Annotated in this window: 17 protein-coding genes; 9 read left to right on the forward strand and 8 right to left on the reverse strand. The window is 46.7% G+C overall.

The window, feature by feature from the left end:
- Positions 1–66 precede the first annotated feature (66 nt).
- A complete protein-coding gene (locus AC3FZD_RS22185) occupies positions 67–942 on the forward strand; it encodes a metal ABC transporter permease (RefSeq protein WP_488738113.1) in 876 nt (291 codons plus the stop codon).
- Positions 943–984: 42 nt separating this feature from the next.
- Here AC3FZD_RS22185 and glmM read toward each other — a convergent pair whose 3' ends face one another.
- The 5 genes from glmM to AC3FZD_RS22210 all read right to left on the reverse strand — a co-directional run bounded on the left by glmM (position 985) and on the right by AC3FZD_RS22210 (position 5,388).
- The gene (gene glmM, locus AC3FZD_RS22190; protein ID WP_488738114.1) at positions 985–2,433 is read right to left on the reverse strand and encodes a phosphoglucosamine mutase; all 1,449 of its coding nucleotides are present in this window, start codon (positions 2,431–2,433) and stop codon (positions 985–987) included.
- Positions 2,434–2,687: 254 nt separating this feature from the next.
- On the reverse strand, positions 2,688–3,539 hold the full coding sequence (locus tag AC3FZD_RS22195; protein WP_488738115.1) for a Uma2 family endonuclease: 852 nt from the start codon (positions 3,537–3,539) through the stop codon (positions 2,688–2,690).
- A 71-nt stretch (positions 3,540–3,610) separates the two neighbouring features.
- Entirely contained in the window at positions 3,611–4,438 is an 828-nt protein-coding gene (locus AC3FZD_RS22200) for an SDR family NAD(P)-dependent oxidoreductase (protein ID WP_488738116.1), read from the reverse strand.
- A gap of 227 nt (positions 4,439–4,665) precedes the next feature.
- Complete coding sequence (locus AC3FZD_RS22205) at positions 4,666–5,106, reverse strand: hypothetical protein (RefSeq protein WP_488738117.1); 441 nt, start codon at positions 5,104–5,106, stop codon at positions 4,666–4,668.
- A 60-nt stretch (positions 5,107–5,166) separates the two neighbouring features.
- A complete protein-coding gene (locus AC3FZD_RS22210; protein WP_488738118.1) occupies positions 5,167–5,388 on the reverse strand; it encodes a hypothetical protein in 222 nt (73 codons plus the stop codon).
- 96 nt (positions 5,389–5,484) lie between these two features.
- Here AC3FZD_RS22210 and leuD point away from each other — a divergent pair, with 96 nt between their 5' ends.
- Both leuD and AC3FZD_RS22220 read left to right on the forward strand, forming a co-directional pair.
- Positions 5,485–6,072, forward strand: coding sequence for a 3-isopropylmalate dehydratase small subunit (leuD, locus tag AC3FZD_RS22215; RefSeq protein WP_488738119.1), 588 nt, complete (start codon positions 5,485–5,487; stop codon positions 6,070–6,072).
- A gap of 30 nt (positions 6,073–6,102) precedes the next feature.
- The gene (locus tag AC3FZD_RS22220; RefSeq protein ID WP_488738120.1) at positions 6,103–7,476 is read left to right on the forward strand and encodes an IctB family putative bicarbonate transporter; all 1,374 of its coding nucleotides are present in this window, start codon (positions 6,103–6,105) and stop codon (positions 7,474–7,476) included.
- A gap of 54 nt (positions 7,477–7,530) precedes the next feature.
- Here AC3FZD_RS22220 and AC3FZD_RS22225 read toward each other — a convergent pair whose 3' ends face one another.
- Positions 7,531–7,995 (reverse strand): acyl-CoA thioesterase, encoded by a 465-nt coding sequence (locus tag AC3FZD_RS22225; RefSeq protein ID WP_488740410.1) that lies wholly within the window; start codon positions 7,993–7,995, stop codon positions 7,531–7,533.
- 97 nt (positions 7,996–8,092) lie between these two features.
- On the opposite strand from AC3FZD_RS22225, the gene AC3FZD_RS22230 reads away from it, so the two are divergent.
- Complete coding sequence (locus AC3FZD_RS22230) at positions 8,093–8,929, forward strand: universal stress protein (protein WP_488738121.1); 837 nt, start codon at positions 8,093–8,095, stop codon at positions 8,927–8,929.
- A gap of 84 nt (positions 8,930–9,013) precedes the next feature.
- Here the strand turns inward: AC3FZD_RS22230 and psbM are convergent, their stop codons facing one another.
- Together psbM and AC3FZD_RS22240 are read right to left on the reverse strand one after the other, a co-directional pair.
- A complete protein-coding gene (gene psbM / locus AC3FZD_RS22235) occupies positions 9,014–9,127 on the reverse strand; it encodes a photosystem II reaction center protein PsbM (RefSeq protein WP_488738122.1) in 114 nt (37 codons plus the stop codon).
- Positions 9,128–9,256: 129 nt separating this feature from the next.
- Entirely contained in the window at positions 9,257–9,553 is a 297-nt protein-coding gene (locus tag AC3FZD_RS22240) for a 2Fe-2S iron-sulfur cluster-binding protein (RefSeq protein ID WP_283753019.1), read from the reverse strand.
- 325 nt (positions 9,554–9,878) lie between these two features.
- On the opposite strand from AC3FZD_RS22240, the gene psbB reads away from it, so the two are divergent.
- From psbB to AC3FZD_RS22265, 5 genes are all read left to right on the forward strand, one after another.
- Complete coding sequence (gene psbB / locus AC3FZD_RS22245) at positions 9,879–11,405, forward strand: photosystem II chlorophyll-binding protein CP47 (RefSeq protein WP_488738123.1); 1,527 nt, start codon at positions 9,879–9,881, stop codon at positions 11,403–11,405.
- Between the two features lie 149 nt (positions 11,406–11,554).
- Positions 11,555–11,650 carry a photosystem II reaction center protein T gene (locus tag AC3FZD_RS22250; protein ID WP_271936322.1) on the forward strand — a complete coding sequence of 32 codons (96 nt, stop codon included), beginning with the start codon at positions 11,555–11,557 and terminating at the stop codon, positions 11,648–11,650.
- Positions 11,651–11,726: 76 nt separating this feature from the next.
- Positions 11,727–12,344 carry a transcriptional regulator NrdR gene (gene nrdR, locus AC3FZD_RS22255; protein WP_488738124.1) on the forward strand — a complete coding sequence of 206 codons (618 nt, stop codon included), beginning with the start codon at positions 11,727–11,729 and terminating at the stop codon, positions 12,342–12,344.
- Entirely contained in the window at positions 12,293–13,858 is a 1,566-nt protein-coding gene (locus AC3FZD_RS22260; RefSeq protein ID WP_488738125.1) for a hypothetical protein, read from the forward strand. The genes nrdR and AC3FZD_RS22260 overlap by 52 nt, the downstream gene beginning before the upstream one ends.
- 44 nt (positions 13,859–13,902) lie before the next feature.
- A complete protein-coding gene (locus AC3FZD_RS22265) occupies positions 13,903–15,384 on the forward strand; it encodes a methyl-accepting chemotaxis protein (protein WP_488738126.1) in 1,482 nt (493 codons plus the stop codon).
- Positions 15,385–15,395: the final 11 nt, after the last annotated feature.

Genomic DNA, 15,395 nt, shown 5'->3' on the forward strand with positions numbered 1-15,395 from the left:
TCCCGTGGGAGAAGGGGTTGGGGGATGAGGGCAACCCTGGATTAATATTGAAAATACGATCAATTTATGAATTCTTTAATCACCACTCTACCCCTTTTAGACTGGCTCCTTGAACCCCTAGCATATGGCTTTTTAGTACGAGCCTTATGGGTGAGTGCCTTTGTCGGTTTAGTCTGTGCCGTACTCTCCTGTTATATTACCCTCAAAGGCTGGTCGCTGATGGGGGATGCGGTTTCCCATGCGGTGGTTCCTGGGGTGGTGGTTGCGTATGCTCTCAATATTCCCTTTGCCATAGGAGCATTCTTATTTGGATTTGGTGCAACAGTAGCGATAGGATATGTGCAATCGAAAACTCGCTTAAAAGAAGATGCCGTCATTGGAGTGGTATTTACTGGTTTTTTTGCCTTTGGGATTGTGTTAATTACCAAAATTCCCAGTAATGTAGATTTGTTTCATATCCTGTTTGGCAATGTGTTGGGAATTTCCAATAGTGATATTATCCAAACTTTAATAGCGGGCATAATTACCCTATTGGTGATTGGGTTGCGACGCAAGGATTTACTCTTATTTTGTTTCGATCCCAACCATGCGAAGGCGATCGGGTTGAATATTCAATTGATGTATTATACGCTGTTGTCGGTTTTAGCCTTAACCATTGTTACCGCTTTGCAAACGGCAGGGATTATTCTGGTGATTGCCATGCTTGTGACTCCGGGAGCAACAGCTTATTTACTGACCGATCGCTTCGATCGCATGATGGCCATCTCCATTACCAGTAGTGTGCTATCCTGCATCCTGGGAACCTATCTCAGCTATCATCTGGATATCTCCACAGGGGGGGCGATCGTGGTACTATTGACGATCTTCTTTATTCTGGCCATGGTGTTTGCCCCTAAATATGGGATTTTAGCCCAAAATGCCAGGGTTAATCCACAACCTTAATCAGATCTGAGAACGGGGGAGTGGCTCCCCCTAGGACTTTTTCTAGACTAAATGACGCTGCACCGCTTGCACTAAGTGTTCTGTCCAATGCATCGCCAAATTGTCTTGAATGGCTTCCACCATGACTCGGACGACGGGTTCAGTTCCGGAGGCTCTAACCAGGATTCTGCCTTGATTTCCGAGGGCTTCGGTGGCATGGGCGATCGCCTCTTGTAGGGGTTGGCAAGTGTGCCAATTTAAACGAGTATGGCGGTCTTCCACCCGCACATTTTTCAGCAGTTGGGGATAGGGTTGGAAGCTTTGGGTTACCAAGTCAGCTAGACTGGTTCCAGACTGACGGACAATGGCGGATAGGTGCAAGGCAGTTTGCAAACCATCACCGGTTAAACTGTAATGGTGGCAAAGAATATGACCGGATTGCTCGCCCCCAAGCATAGCCCCACTTTTAATCATTTCCGCGTGAACATGCTGATCGCCGACAGGAGTCCGTACCAGTTGCCCCCCCAGTTTTGCCCAAGCATGTTCAAAGCCGAGATTGGCCATTACGGTAGAGATGATGGTTTGGTTGGGGAGTTTTTGGCCATGGTGGAGAGTGCATCCCCAGAGATAGAGGATATAATCGCCGTCTACGGGTCTTCCTTGGGAGTCTACGGCAATTACCCGATCGGCATCGCCATCAAAGGCAAATCCGAGATCGGCGTTGTATTCTTGAACAGCCGTTTGTAGGGCAGCTAGATGGGTTGAACCACAGTTTACATTAATGCGATCGCCATCTGCTCGGTTGTGTAAACTGATCACTTCTGCGCCCAAATCCTCAAATACTCCAGGCGCAACCGGAACCGCAGCCCCCCAAGCTAAATCTAAAACAATCCGCATTCCTCGCAAATCCAGGGTGTTGACCAAGGGTTGATGTAAAGCGGTGGCATACTGTTTGAGTAATTCTGGGCGATGGTGGTGTTGTCCCCAGTGGGGGGGGATGGTATGGGGGGTGGTTTGTCCTCTTAGCGCTGCCTCTATTTGCCCCTGAACGGTTGGGGACAATTTTGTACCATCGGAGCCAAAAAACTTAATCCCGTTGTCTTCGGGGGGATTATGGCTGGCTGAGATCATGATGCCAGCGATCGCCTCCGTCACTCCTGTCAGATAGGCCACACAAGGAGTCGGGCACAATCCCACATTCCACACCTCCAACCCCGCCGCCGTCAATCCAGCCGACAGAGACATAGCCAACATATCACTGGAATTGCGAGAATCTTGGCCTAAAATCACAATTCCCGAAGTCATTCCTGGAGGAAGCAACACCTGTCCAGCCCAAAATCCCAATTGAAGCGCAAAGGGAGCATTGAGCAAGTCCCCTGCTTTGGAGCGAATGCCATCTGTACCAAAGAGGCGAGAAGGTGGTAAATTCAGGGGATTCCAGAGGGGATTGAGCGGCGCAATTTCTGGACTACTAGCGATCGAAGTTTGCGGTTTAGATAAAGATTGAACCATTTTTGAGAACACTCCACACACAACACACTATCATTGGAGAATATCATAGGCGCTTTTGCTCTGCTTATGGGTCATGGATCGGCAGTAATCTTAAAAGCGCTTTATCTTGACGGGTTTAGGGTTGCTCTATTCTCTCATGCGCCCTAATCCCTGGCTATATACTTAGTTTTATTCTTCACTAATCAGACAGAAAAATCCGGATGGCGCAAGTCCACCAACCGGATTTTTCCATGCTCATTAACTCATTGACTCATTTAAAGGTTATCTGGATCTAACCCCATCGCTCGCAACTGTTCTGCCATACGTTCCGCTCGCTGGCGCTCAGTTTCCGCTCGCTGGCGCTCCTCCTCAGCCACTTGTTGAGCCTCATCAAGCCGTTGTTGAGCCTCATCAAGCTGTTGTTGGACTGCTTCAGCCTTTTGCCGTTCAACTTCAGCCTTTTGCCGTTCAGCTTCTTCTGGCAGTTGCACCAAATTGCCTTCAGTATCATAAAAGCGCAGCCAAACCGCTTCCTCTCGGTCAATGGTTCCTGACCAAGTTCCCAGCCAAAAGCCCAAGCTCTCGCACCACAACCAACCTCGGTCATCAGCCACTAATGACTGATAGCCCTTAGAAATGTCTAAATGCCATCCTTGCAAGGACTTTGGTTTAAACGGGTCATAGACAAAATAATCTGGAGTGCGGAAAATCCGTCCATAAATGTTTTTCTTTTTTCCTGTGTCTACTTTCGAGGTACTCGGTGACATTAATTCCACAATGACATCAGGATAGCGACCCTCTTCTTGCCAAACCACCCAACCCTGTCGCTCTTTAGTGCCATCCACATCAAGAACAGCAAAGAAATCCGGGCCGCGAAAATCTTTGTTGAAAACTTCTTGGTCGCTGTAGTAAACAAACATATTGCCGCCTGTGTAGAAGTCATTACGTTCGCTCCAAGCTTGTTGCAATGACCGGATGAGGACGTTCATGGCAATGCGATGGCGGTTGCTTTCCAATGGTTCTCCATCATCAAAAATCAAGTCAGTGGGTGGAGTAGGGGGGTTCCACCCTGGCTCCATAGTTGTTTCAGTTTCGGGGCAAGTCTGGGTAGTGAGTTCTACTGACATTTTGGATTCCCCATGTTCTGCTAGTTTTTAGTTATTTTTGATTGTATCTTAAGGGTTTGATTTATTATATTTTATTCAGAATGAGCTGAACTTTGGGAAATTTTCCGCGTTAATTGCTGAGTCAGCCAGTCTAATAGGGGGGGAGAATAGCGTTTAATGATATGAATGGCTTTAGCGGTTGGATCGGGGAAAACTGCGGCTCGATTCTTGATGATTCCTTGTAGCACATTGGCGATCACCATTTCTGGGTTGGTGGCTTCACTTTCGGGAAAACCGGGAACCTTTTCGGCTAGAGTGCCATAGCGGGGCGATCGCAGAATCGGGGTACGGCTAAAATAGGGATACACCGCCGTAACTTTGATATTGTAGGGTTTTAGCTCATCTCGCAGACCCTCACTAAAGCCGCGCAAGCCAAATTTACTGGTAGCATAATGGGTTAATCCTCCCGGTGCTGACCAACCCGCAACCGAGGAAATATTAACAATATGGCCCTGTTTTCGGGCAATCATTTCCGGTAAAAATCGGGTTGTTAACCGTATGGGAGTGAGCAAATTCAGCTCCATCAGTTGTTCCCATTTTTGGGTTGGCACTTCATCAATGCGACCAAATAGAGCAATACCCGCGTTATTAATTAGAATATCAATGGGTTGATTCATTGCTTTCACCTGTTGATAAAGATGCTCGCATCCATCGCTAGAGGTGAGATCTGCTTCTAAGGTCGCCATGATTTGATCGGTTGAAGAAATCGAGAGAGCGTCTAGAGTTTTGGCGATCGCTTTTTCATCAATATCGGTTAAAATTAACCGACTTCCAGCTTCAACCAGTTGTTTGATAAACTCCTGGCCAAATCCTCCAGATGCACCAGTTAGTAATATAGTCGCGTTTTTCAGTTCAGTCATGGTTGGGAATGGGGGGATGGGGGAATGGGGGAGTGGGGGGATGGGGGGATGGGGGGATGGGGGGATGGGGGAATGGGGGAATGGGGGGATGGGGAGATAGGGAGATAGGGAGATGGGGGGAGAATTAATTAGCAATTGCCCATAATTGTTAATTGTTCATTGTTAATTGTTCATTGTTAATTGTTCATTGTTAATTGTTCATTGTTAATTGTTCATTGTTCATTGATTCAGGCTTTAGAAACCAGTAAACCGCCCACAATCACTAAAATTGCGCCTACACTGAGTTTCAGGGGATCGACGGTTTTCCATTCCAGAAAAATGATTAAAGCCAACACCACCGTAATTAAGGTATTCATGTTGTAGAGCGGAACTAACTTAGACAGGGGAGCTTGGTATTTAATTAACCCCAGCGCTACAAATCCCGTTCCTAAGCCCCAGAGTAAGCCAAGCAGGGAGGATGAAATCATTGCCCCAGTTGACGGTAAAGGAGCGGGTAAAACCTGCTGCATAATGGCTCCGACTAGGCTTACCGTTACACCAATACAGATCAAATGAGCGCCTATAGGCATTCCCGCAGTGCTGCTAACTTTGGCGAATATACCAGCGAAACCATACAATAAGGCGGGAATTAAACCGCCGATAATTAATCCGAGTTGTTGGGATGACATAAGATCAATTAGAAATTAAAAATTAGAAATTAAAAATGGATTTCGTTTGGGCAATTGTGATTAGTCCTCTAGTTGATTACGATAGAGCGATCGCACCAAATTATCTAATTTCTCTTCTGAGCAGCATTCAATCACGGCTGCGAACCCGTCCACTAACTTAGCAGCCGTCTCCCCCAAGGTGGGACTCATATCCCACACATCCCTAGCCCAATCTTCAGGCATCTGATCGTCAAAAATTAAGCGCTCTAATAGTTCTCGGTTCTCAGATTTAGGCAAACTCATGGATAATAAACTAGATTGGGTGATAGTTGAAGCCTCTTGACTTCAACAGCGCAAAACGCTGTAACATACTATAGCATTGCCCGTTAAACCCTGACTATGAGTCAAATTCAACAAATTTCTGGCCCTGGAATTCCCCTGATCGGTGATGATATTGATACCGATCGCATTATTCCTGCTCGTTTTCTCCGTTGTATCACCTTTGACGGGTTGGGAGAGGTGGTTTTTCAGGATGACCGCGCCCACATGCAGGGGGAACATCCCTTCGATCAAGCCCAGTATCAAGAAGCACGGATCTTGGTAGTCAATGGTAATTTTGGCTGTGGTTCCAGTCGCGAACATGCGCCCCAGGCGATCGCCCGTTGGGGAATCAAAGCCATTATCGGCGAAAGTTTTGCTGAAATTTTCTTCGGTAATTGCGTAGCCATTGGACTGCCTTGCGTCACGGCTTCAAGGGACGTAATTAAAACCTTGCAAACGGCGATCGCCGCTAATCCCCAAATCGAGCTTACCCTAGACCTCAATACCCTAACCGTACAGTGGGATGGCAACACCAACTCGGTGCATCTGGGATCGGGAGCGCAACAGATGTTCACCTCCGGCACATGGGACAGTTGCGGCCAACTCCTACAAGGAGTAGACTCCATTCGGGCCACTGCCGCCCAATTGCCCTATCTTAAGTTTTAGAGCGCTATTCCCTATTCCCTAATTATCACCATGTGGGAAACTTTACTGTTATCTAACTTTGCCCTCGATCCTTGGCTAGAAGGATCGCTACTGCATCGAATTGTCGGATCGCTGAGAACTTGGCGCTCTGGTAGTGCCATCATGGCCTATGCAGACTGGATCGGCGCTACCTTAGTTGCCTTGGTTCTAGGCTTTAGTCCCTTTGTCTCCACCGGTTTAATTGGAGTGCTATTGGCAGCCTGTGGCGGGTTCTGGATCTTACTCACCCTCTCCGACGATCCCAAGCAAGAAAACCAACCCCTGACTACTCCGATTCATGGCTTGGTTTTCCTATTTGCCGTCATTTCTCTGGTGGCTACAGCCCTATCTCCAGTAAAAATGGCTGCCTTGAAGGGGTTAATTAAACTGAGTCTGTATCTGCTCTTTTTTGCCTTCACTGCTCGACTAGCCCGCAATCAACGGATTCGCTCTAGTTTAATTACCATCTATTTATTAACGACGTTGCCAGTAGCGGTTTATGGCATTCGCCAATACTTTTTTGGGGCGCGATCGCTGGCCACTTGGGTTGACCCCAGTTCAGCATCAGCCGATGTCACCCGCGTCTATAGCTATTTGGGTAATCCTAACCTCCTAGCTGGCTACCTCTTACCGGCAGCGATTTGGGGCTTGGCGGCGATTTGGATCTGGAAGGGCTTTTTTCCCAAAATCTTGGCGATCTTAACCTTCACGGTCAATTCTGCCTGCTTAGTATTGACCTATAGCCGGGGGGGATGGATTGGCTTTGTAGTCGCTTTAACGGCCTTTGGCCTGTTAGCAGTGTATTGGTGGAGCGCTAAGTTATCCTCTCCCTTTTGGCAAAAGTTTGCTCTCCCCTTAACCTTGGCGGTTTTGCTGGTCTTGTTTGCCAGTGCCGTGCTATTTGTGCCTCCCGTTCGCGATCGCGTTTCTACTATTTTTGTCGGTCGCAGTGATAGCAGTAACAATTTCCGGATTAATGTCTGGATGGGCGCTCTACGGATGGTTGAAGCTTATCCCCTCATCGGCATTGGCCCAGGGAATAGCGCCTTCAATAAGATCTATCCCCTGTTTATGGAACCGAAATATTCTGCCCTCAGTTCCTATTCTGTATTGCTAGAAACGGCTGTAGAAACGGGTTTCATTGGCTTAAGCGTGTTTCTGTGGTTTTTAGCCGTCACCTTTTATCAAGGATGGAAACAACTGCAACGTCTGCGGGAGATGACTTCCACTGAGGCTTGGTGGCTCATGGGAGCATTGGCGATCGCGATCGCGATGATGGCGCATGGTGCAGTCGATACGGTTTGGTATCGTCCCCAAGTTAATACTCTCTGGTGGTTTACTGTGGCCGTCATCTCCAGCTACTATCAAAGCATCGCCCATGAGTAATCAATCGAATTGAGCTGCTCTAGCCTCTCTCCACCCCCAATCACACACCAGAGATTAAGACAACTTCATCAGCGCATCTGTAAGTATCGGCGGCAATTTTCTCATCACCTTACCCCTCTGGCGATCGATCGCCACCAACGTCACTTGAGCCGTCAGATAACGCTCCCGTTCATCTAACGAACCAATTTGAGATTGGAGAATCTGGCGAACCCCCGTAATCTCCACCAAACGAGTTTTCAAGATCGCCCTCATCCCTAACTGAAGCGGTTGATGATAGCGCACCGACAAATCCACCACCGGTAGATCGCATCCGATGGCCACCAATTGAGCAAAATCGAGGCCAATGGAGCGGAAATACTCCACCCGTGCCTCCTCCATCCATTGCAGATAAGCTCCATGCCAAACCACCCCAGCATAGTCCGTATGATGGGGATAGACACAAAGGGGATATTCAAACCAAGGGCGATCGCCAGGATCGGATGCTTTAGGCGTAACCGCTACAATTCCAGCAGTGGGGATCGGTTTTTCTGACACTTTTCTTAAGATTCTACGTTCAAACTTCAGATTATCCTTAAATGATAAGAAAAATTTCCTCAATACAGGTGGAATTACCCCTATGTTCAAGAAAATTTTAGTTGCCGTTGCGGGCCGAGGCCTATGCGAACAAATGATGAACATGCTCCTAGAGATTCCCTCCATTCAACGGGAAGCTCAGGTAACCGTTCTCCATATCGTTCCCAAGAAATCTAGCGAAACGGCTATGGCCAACCGGTTAGAAGAAGGGGGCAAAATCCTAGCGGAAGCTGTGAAATCCCTTAAACTTGATGAAGACCGGATTAATCCCCGCCTCAAACAAGGAGACCCCAAACAAACCGTTCTGGATGTGGCTGAAGAAGAAAACTCGGATCTGATTATCATGGGTTCTCGGGCCCTAGGCCGCCTCCAATCGATCCTGCAACAATCTGTGAGTCAATATGTTTTCCAGACTACGACCCGTCCCATGTTGTTGATCAAAGATGATGTGTATGTCCAGCGTATCAATCGGGTATTAGTGGCCATAGATGCCTCAGAAGCGGCTCAGGAGAGTCTCCGGGTAGCCCTGCAACTGCTGCAAGAGGTTTCGGGGAGTTCCCTAACCCTGTTGCATGTGAATCCAGAATCGAGAATCCCCAGTCCCGATCAAGACCCCATTTTAACGGCAGCCGCTCAGAAAGCTAAAGCCTTTGGGGTGAATACAGAACTGCTCCATGCTGTAGGGAATGCCGGGGAAAAAATTTGCGAGATTGCTGAAGAAAAGAATGCCGATTTATTGGTGTTGGGTTCTCCAGACCGTCGCCCCTCTATTGCTAAAGGTTTACCGGATCTCGATCGCTTATTGGGATCTTCTCTGTCTGACTATGTGCGTGTTAAGGCCAACTGTCCGGTATTACTGGTTAGAAGTTCCAGTAATTAGAGAGGGTTGAGAGTCCATAAAAAATGCTGAGAGCAAAAGGGTCTCAGCATTTTCGGTTTATCTAATGGTGACAAGCCAGGACAATTAAGTGCCTTTGCTTCCACGACTAGCGGTTTGGATATACAGGATCAACAAAAATACAGCAGGAACCAGGACAAATAGGATACTGGCCACAAATCCTAATTCATTCACTTGCATAAACTACAGCCCTCTTTTAGTCAACGGTTAAGTTATGTTTTTCTTAGTTTAACTTAAAGCCGTCCTGGAAGGATGGAGTTTTCGTCCCATTTTTGCGATCGCCGAAATTTACCCCCTGTTTAGCAGAAGTTACGGTTTGGTTTTGACGCTGACGGGGCCATTGACTAAGGTTTGACAGGCTAAACGGTAGGTTTCTGGCTTTTTCTTCAGTTTTCGTTGTTCAAAATCGGTCTTAGGAGAGAGGTTTTCCATGCCCTCGACAATCTCTACAATACAAGTCGCACATTGACCAACGCCTCCACAATTGGTCATTTTACCGATCAGCTTGTAGATATCGATCCCCTTTTCTAGAGCTTCTAGGCGTAAGTTAGCCCCATCGGCGGCGATCGCCTCTTTATTCTCATTGACAAATTGGATATTAGCCATTATCACCTCTTGTTTCTTCTCATTAAGAATTATAAAGAAATGTTGCACTATTGGGTATCCTTATGGCCAAAATCAACAAGAAACGAGAGTAATCGATTTTAGCTTGCAATCGGTTCCATCACTGGTTACAATTCGTTATATTCGTTCTCATGAAAAAAACCAGCACTCCTAGCCAGAAGTCTTGTTATCTGAATAGGAGTCGCTGATTTAATATTAAGGTAGACTCAGGATCTAGCTTCAAGGGTCTACCGAAAAAACGAAAAACAAGGCAAAACCACTTGAGTTGATCGTCGATTTAGAAATCCTAAAAGGAGGAGCGTAGTCAATGGGACTACCCTGGTACCGAGTACATACAGTCGTCCTGAATGATCCAGGCCGTCTAATCGCTGTACACCTGATGCACACTGCCCTGGTTGCAGGTTGGGCTGGCTCAATGACCTTGTATGAGTTAGCTATCTATGATCCGAGCGATCCCATCCTCAATCCCATGTGGCGGCAAGGCATGTTTGTCATGCCCTTTATGGCCCGTCTAGGAGTCACCGATTCCTGGGGAGGATGGAGTGTTACGGGTGAATCCGTATCCAATGTTGGCTTCTGGTCCTTTGAAGGGGTAGCCGCAGCCCACATTATTCTATCGGGTCTATTATTCCTAGCCGCTTGCTGGCACTGGGTCTACTGGGATCTAGAACTGTTCACCGATGCTCGTACCGGTGAACCCGCCCTAGACCTGCCGAAAATGTTTGGTATTCACCTATTCCTGTCTGGACTTCTGTGCTTTGGCTTCGGAGCCTTCCATGTCACAGGCCTCTTTGGGCCAGGGATTTGGGTATCCGACCCCTACGGCCTCACCGGAAGTATCCAGCCGGTGGCCCCAGAATGGGGGCCGGCGGGATTTGATCCCTTTAACCCAGGGGGAATTGCCGCTCACCACATCGCTGCTGGTGTGGTTGGTATCATTGCTGGATTATTCCATCTCACAGTTCGTCCCCCAGAGCGACTCTATCGCGCCCTGCGGATGGGTAACATTGAGACCGTACTCTCTAGCAGTATCGCGGCGGTGTTCTTTGCCGCCTTCGTAGTGGCTGGAACCATGTGGTACGGTAGCGCCGCTACCCCCATCGAACTCTATGGCCCCACTCGCTATCAGTGGGATCAGGGCTATTTCCAACAAGAAATTGAACGCCGAGTTCAAGCCAACATTGCGAGTGGAGATAGTCCTTCAGAAGCTTGGAATAAAATTCCTGAAAAACTGGCCTTCTACGATTATGTAGGAAATTCTCCAGCTAAAGGGGGTTTGTTCCGGGTTGGGCCGATGAATAATGGTGATGGCATTGCCCAAAACTGGTTAGGTCACCCCGTATTCAAAGATAAAGAAGGTCGGATCTTAAGCGTGCGTCGGATGCCTAACTTCTTTGAAACCTTCCCGGTTGTCCTTACGGATGAAGATGGCATAGTTCGCGCTGACATTCCCTTCCGTCGTGCTGAATCTCGGTATAGCTTCGAGCAAACTGGGGTAACAGCAACGATTTATGGCGGTGAACTCAATGGTCAAGTGATTACTGACCCCGCTAAAGTTAAGCAAATCGCTCGGAAAGCCCAATTGGGTGAACCGTTTGAATTCGATCGCGCTACTCTGGGTTCTGATGGTGTATTCCGCACCAGTACCAGAGGCTGGTTTACCTATGGCCATGCCGTATTTGCTCTGCTCTTCTTCTTTGGTCATATCTGGCATGGTTCTCGGACTCTATACCGAGATGTATTTGCGGGTATTGATTCGGATCTAGAAGAACAAGTCGAGTTCGGTTTGTTTGCTAAAGTGGGTGATACAACCACCCGTAAAGAAGGGGCTTAGGAGACTGAGCTAACCCCTTGAGGATGGGTTTCTACCCGAACCCATAATCGAAAAAGTAGGAGTAGGTAAGTCTACTCCTACTTTTTCTTGGTTTCAAAGTAAGATAAAATAAGTGCCATTCATCCATTACCCAATTGGGAAGTTAAATTATGGAAAGCACGGTTTATATATTAGTTCTAGCATTAGCTTTGGGAACCATTTTCTTTGCGATCGCCTTCCGCGATCCCCCGAAAATTGGTAAATAACGATCTCCCATTAGAGATTTAATCTCAATGTAGGAACAGTCCATCCCGCGAAGAGGCTTAACGATTCAATATTATTATGCAATGTCCATTTTGCCAGCATACGGATAGTAGGGTTTTGGAATCGCGCTCTGCCGAAGCCGGGCAAAGCGTGAGACGGCGGCGAGAATGCCTGAAGTGCAAGCGCCGCTTTACCACCTACGAACGGGTTGAATTGGTTGCAATTACGGTCTTGAAGCGGGATGGACAACGGGAATCGTTCGATCGCTCAAAACTGCTCAGGGGAGTGGTGCGATCTTGTGAAAAAACGGGCATTGATTTGGCCACATTGGAGCGACTGGTTGACTGCATCGAAACTTATTTACAGCAACGAGCGGAACGGGAAGTAACCAGTAGCGAAATTGGCGAACAGGTTTTGGTGCATTTGCGATCCTTGAGTGAGGTGGCCTATATTCGCTTCGCGTCAGTCTATGGGAAATTTCAAGGGATTCGGGATTTTGTGGAAACCTTAAATCATTTGCAATCTCACCCGATGAGGGCTTCTAATGGACTTTCAGGTGAAGATGATAGGGGTTCCGACGAGCCGGTTGTGCCTGCTGATGGGGAAAGGGTAACCCATGGAGATCAAACTGAGGCAACAGAGTCATGGGTATATACCCCATCAACGGTGGAAGCGATCGGATTCCGTCCGATTTGAATAGGATGACCCACATGACCGAAATGGGGCAGTCAGACTATATTTCTAGAGAAAACTTTGATCCAGAAAGAGTTAGTGAAACCTTAATTCGCTTAACTCAGCCTTGGAATGCTCGTCGGACGATAGAATACCGGTCTGGTTCAGAAGCGCTCCAGAGAGCTATGGAGCAGTTGATGGTGCTGATGGCTGAATTGCGATCGCCTCAAGGAGGTTGGCCAGAACATTTGCCTTGGACTCCAGAAAATCTACTGCCCTATGTTACGGAAGAAGTCTATGAAGTCTTAGATCGTCTCAGTGAGATTGAACCGCCTCATAGGGCTGATTTATCTCCCCAAGATTCCAACTGGTTGATTGAAGATCTGAGCGTGCAACTGCTCTGGAGCATTGCTACGAGTTCCTATGGACTCATGCAACTGAGTGGAGGAGTCTTAGGGAAGAAATGGGAAGCTGATGGTTCTGGAGAGAGGGGTATATTGCGTGCGGTTCCTATTCTAGAGGTGCAAGCCCCATCGATTGAATGGGCGATCGATTTAGGGACTTTTGCGCCTCCTCCCCTTCTTCCCAATCCAGACAGCCAGTTTCAGATTTTGATCCCATCAATCACCGATCCTGTTCCTGCTAGAGATCTGATCCAACACTGGCAGGAGGAGCTAAATACCCAGACTCCCCAGGTACAATTCTGGACTGAACCGGTGTTGGTGGATATCCTGGAACCGGGTAAAGATTGGCTTTCTGGTACGGCGCAAGTCACCCTAGGTTTAGAGTGGATTCCAGAAGAAAGGATGCCGGATGAGAAGGAGGGGGATCTAGAAATCGAAATTCGATTCACCGATCCATTATTAATGAGTGCCTATCGTCAAATGTTGTTCTCTAGCGCTCTGTATCCCGCGCTCGATCGCCTGGGAACCTTAGATCCACTGGATGCAGAGAGTCCTTTAAAGGCGATCGCCATTACGGAGCAAATCTTAGGCACTCTGAATCTATCCCAGGAAAGATCGAGTCAAAAGACGATCCCTTCTCCCTTGCGATTCCAAATCCAAGATGCTCTACAGCTTAATCCCCAAGTTTCCTTAATGGAATGGATGTCCTATCTCCTCTGGGAGTTAACCAGCTTGTCCTATGACTTGATGCAATTGCTCGGTCAAGTTCCAGCTTGTGTCCTCCAACCTGAATGGGGATGGGATGCCGGAACCTTGCGCTTAGTTGCCCTTTTAAATATCAAATCCATTGACCAAGATTTGCAAATTGATTTAGCCACAGGACAACCTTATAATCCTGGACATTTTTGCTTGATGAATGATGCCATAATTGAGCTGTTTTCTAGGGAAAATGAATCTAAGTTGACTCTACAAACTGATCGGTTTGTAGAGCAACTTAAAATAGAGATAGAAACCTTCAGACCTGACCTCGGTTTGCTCTTTTCAGGAACTGGGGTAAAAATTTCGTCATCGGGTCAACCCTGGAAATTGGGACTGATTCAGCTTACCCTAGTGACTGAGTTTATTCCGGCATAATCCGATCGTTGCTCATTATAAATATTAATGGGAGCTAAGAGTTGATGAAAATTAGCACGCGCCTAATTTTAAGTTATGGATTAATGACAGGTTTAGTCATCAGTACGAGTCTCTATAACCTAGTGAGTATAAACCGTCTTGCTCAGTTAACCAATAAACTTTATAACCATCCTTACTTGGTGAGTACCTCGGTGTTGCGCGTGGAGTCAGGGATTGTAAAAATGCATCGCTCCATGAAAGATATCGCCTTAGCTAAGAATCCAGAGAGTCTTGAAAAAGCTCGTCTCCAAGTGGATCGGTATGAACAGGAAGTTTATGCTGAATTCGATCAAATCACTCGTCAATTTTTAGGCGATCCTGAGCAAATCGATCTGGCTCGACAAAAGTTTACGGATTGGAAGCCGATTCGGGATGAAGTGATTCGCTTAATGAGAGCTGGCCAGTCGGAAGCTGCCGCTAATATTACTCAGGAGAAAGGGGCAAAATATGTAGAGAGCTTATTGTTTGATATCCAAGAAATCATTGATTTTGCTGAGAATAAGGCCCAGGAATTTTTAACCGCAGCAGATCGGGCGCGATTGCAGACGATTATAAATACTTTTATTTTACTGGCGATCTTTTCATTTTTTAGTATTTTTGTGGGGATTATGATTACCCAGTCAATTAGTCGATCCCTGGCAGAAGCTATCCAGATCAACTCCCAATTATCTCAGGGAAATTTAAGAACAGATATTCAAGTCAAAAGTAAAGATGAAATCGGTCAGTTGATGAATTCAGTTCAACAGATGGTAGAAGTTTTTAAGTCAACCCTTTTACAAGTCAAAATGGTTAGTAACTCAGTAGCTCTTGGTAGTCAAACCATGAAAGAGAAGGCTATGAATATGGCTTCAGGGGCAATAGAACAAGCTGCATCTACAGAAGAAGCTTCTACATCTATTAATCATATGGTTAATTATATTCGTCACAATACTAACCATGCTTCGGAAACCCTAAACTTGGCTAATCAAGCTTCTAACAGTGCCAAGGAAACCCGTGATTCTATGTTAGCAGCCGTGGAAATTATGAAGTCGATTGTTGACAAGATTAGTGTGGTTGAAGAAATTGCACTGCAAACTAATGTTTTAGCTTTAAATTCGAGTATTGAAGCTGCCCGATCGCAGGAATCTGAAAAAGGGTTTAGTGTGGTTGCTGCTGAGGTGAGAAGATTAGCAACTCGTACCCGCAATGCTGCGTCAGAAATCAATCAATTAGCCAGTTCTAGTATGATGAGTATTACTAAAGCAGAAAGTTTACTGGATAAATTGTTGCCCGGTATTGAAAGTACCAATCAGTTAGTTGAAAAAATTAATGTTGTTAGTCAGGATCAATTACAAGGCTCGAATCAGATCAATCAAGCGATTGGGAAGTTAGATGAAGTGACTCAACAAAATTCTCAGTTAGCGAAAGATCTCTCAAGGATGTCAGAAGCGTTAGCGGATCAAGCAGAGCAATTAAAACAAATGATTGGTTTTTTTAAGGTGAGCTAAATTGTAATCTA

This window comes from Roseofilum sp. KMC-1 (genome assembly GCF_057802075.1).

Coding starts and splice junctions, on each gene's coding strand:
- AC3FZD_RS22210 (WP_488738118.1), bottom strand. CDS start 5,388: ATGAGTTTGCCTAAATCTGAGAACCGAGAACTATTAGAGCGCTTAATT.
- AC3FZD_RS22200 (WP_488738116.1), bottom strand. CDS start 4,438: ATGACTGAACTGAAAAACGCGACTATATTACTAACTGGTGCATCTGGA.
- nrdR (WP_488738124.1), top strand. CDS start 11,727: ATGCAATGTCCATTTTGCCAGCATACGGATAGTAGGGTTTTGGAATCG.
- AC3FZD_RS22185 (WP_488738113.1), top strand. CDS start 67: ATGAATTCTTTAATCACCACTCTACCCCTTTTAGACTGGCTCCTTGAA.
- AC3FZD_RS22230 (WP_488738121.1), top strand. CDS start 8,093: ATGTTCAAGAAAATTTTAGTTGCCGTTGCGGGCCGAGGCCTATGCGAA.
- AC3FZD_RS22195 (WP_488738115.1), bottom strand. CDS start 3,539: ATGTCAGTAGAACTCACTACCCAGACTTGCCCCGAAACTGAAACAACT.
- AC3FZD_RS22265 (WP_488738126.1), top strand. CDS start 13,903: ATGAAAATTAGCACGCGCCTAATTTTAAGTTATGGATTAATGACAGGT.
- psbB (WP_488738123.1), top strand. CDS start 9,879: ATGGGACTACCCTGGTACCGAGTACATACAGTCGTCCTGAATGATCCA.
- leuD (WP_488738119.1), top strand. CDS start 5,485: ATGAGTCAAATTCAACAAATTTCTGGCCCTGGAATTCCCCTGATCGGT.
- AC3FZD_RS22250 (WP_271936322.1), top strand. CDS start 11,555: ATGGAAAGCACGGTTTATATATTAGTTCTAGCATTAGCTTTGGGAACC.
- psbM (WP_488738122.1), bottom strand. CDS start 9,127: ATGCAAGTGAATGAATTAGGATTTGTGGCCAGTATCCTATTTGTCCTG.
- AC3FZD_RS22205 (WP_488738117.1), bottom strand. CDS start 5,106: ATGTCATCCCAACAACTCGGATTAATTATCGGCGGTTTAATTCCCGCC.
- AC3FZD_RS22220 (WP_488738120.1), top strand. CDS start 6,103: ATGTGGGAAACTTTACTGTTATCTAACTTTGCCCTCGATCCTTGGCTA.
- AC3FZD_RS22240 (WP_283753019.1), bottom strand. CDS start 9,553: ATGGCTAATATCCAATTTGTCAATGAGAATAAAGAGGCGATCGCCGCC.
- AC3FZD_RS22260 (WP_488738125.1), top strand. CDS start 12,293: ATGGGTATATACCCCATCAACGGTGGAAGCGATCGGATTCCGTCCGAT.
- glmM (WP_488738114.1), bottom strand. CDS start 2,433: ATGGTTCAATCTTTATCTAAACCGCAAACTTCGATCGCTAGTAGTCCA.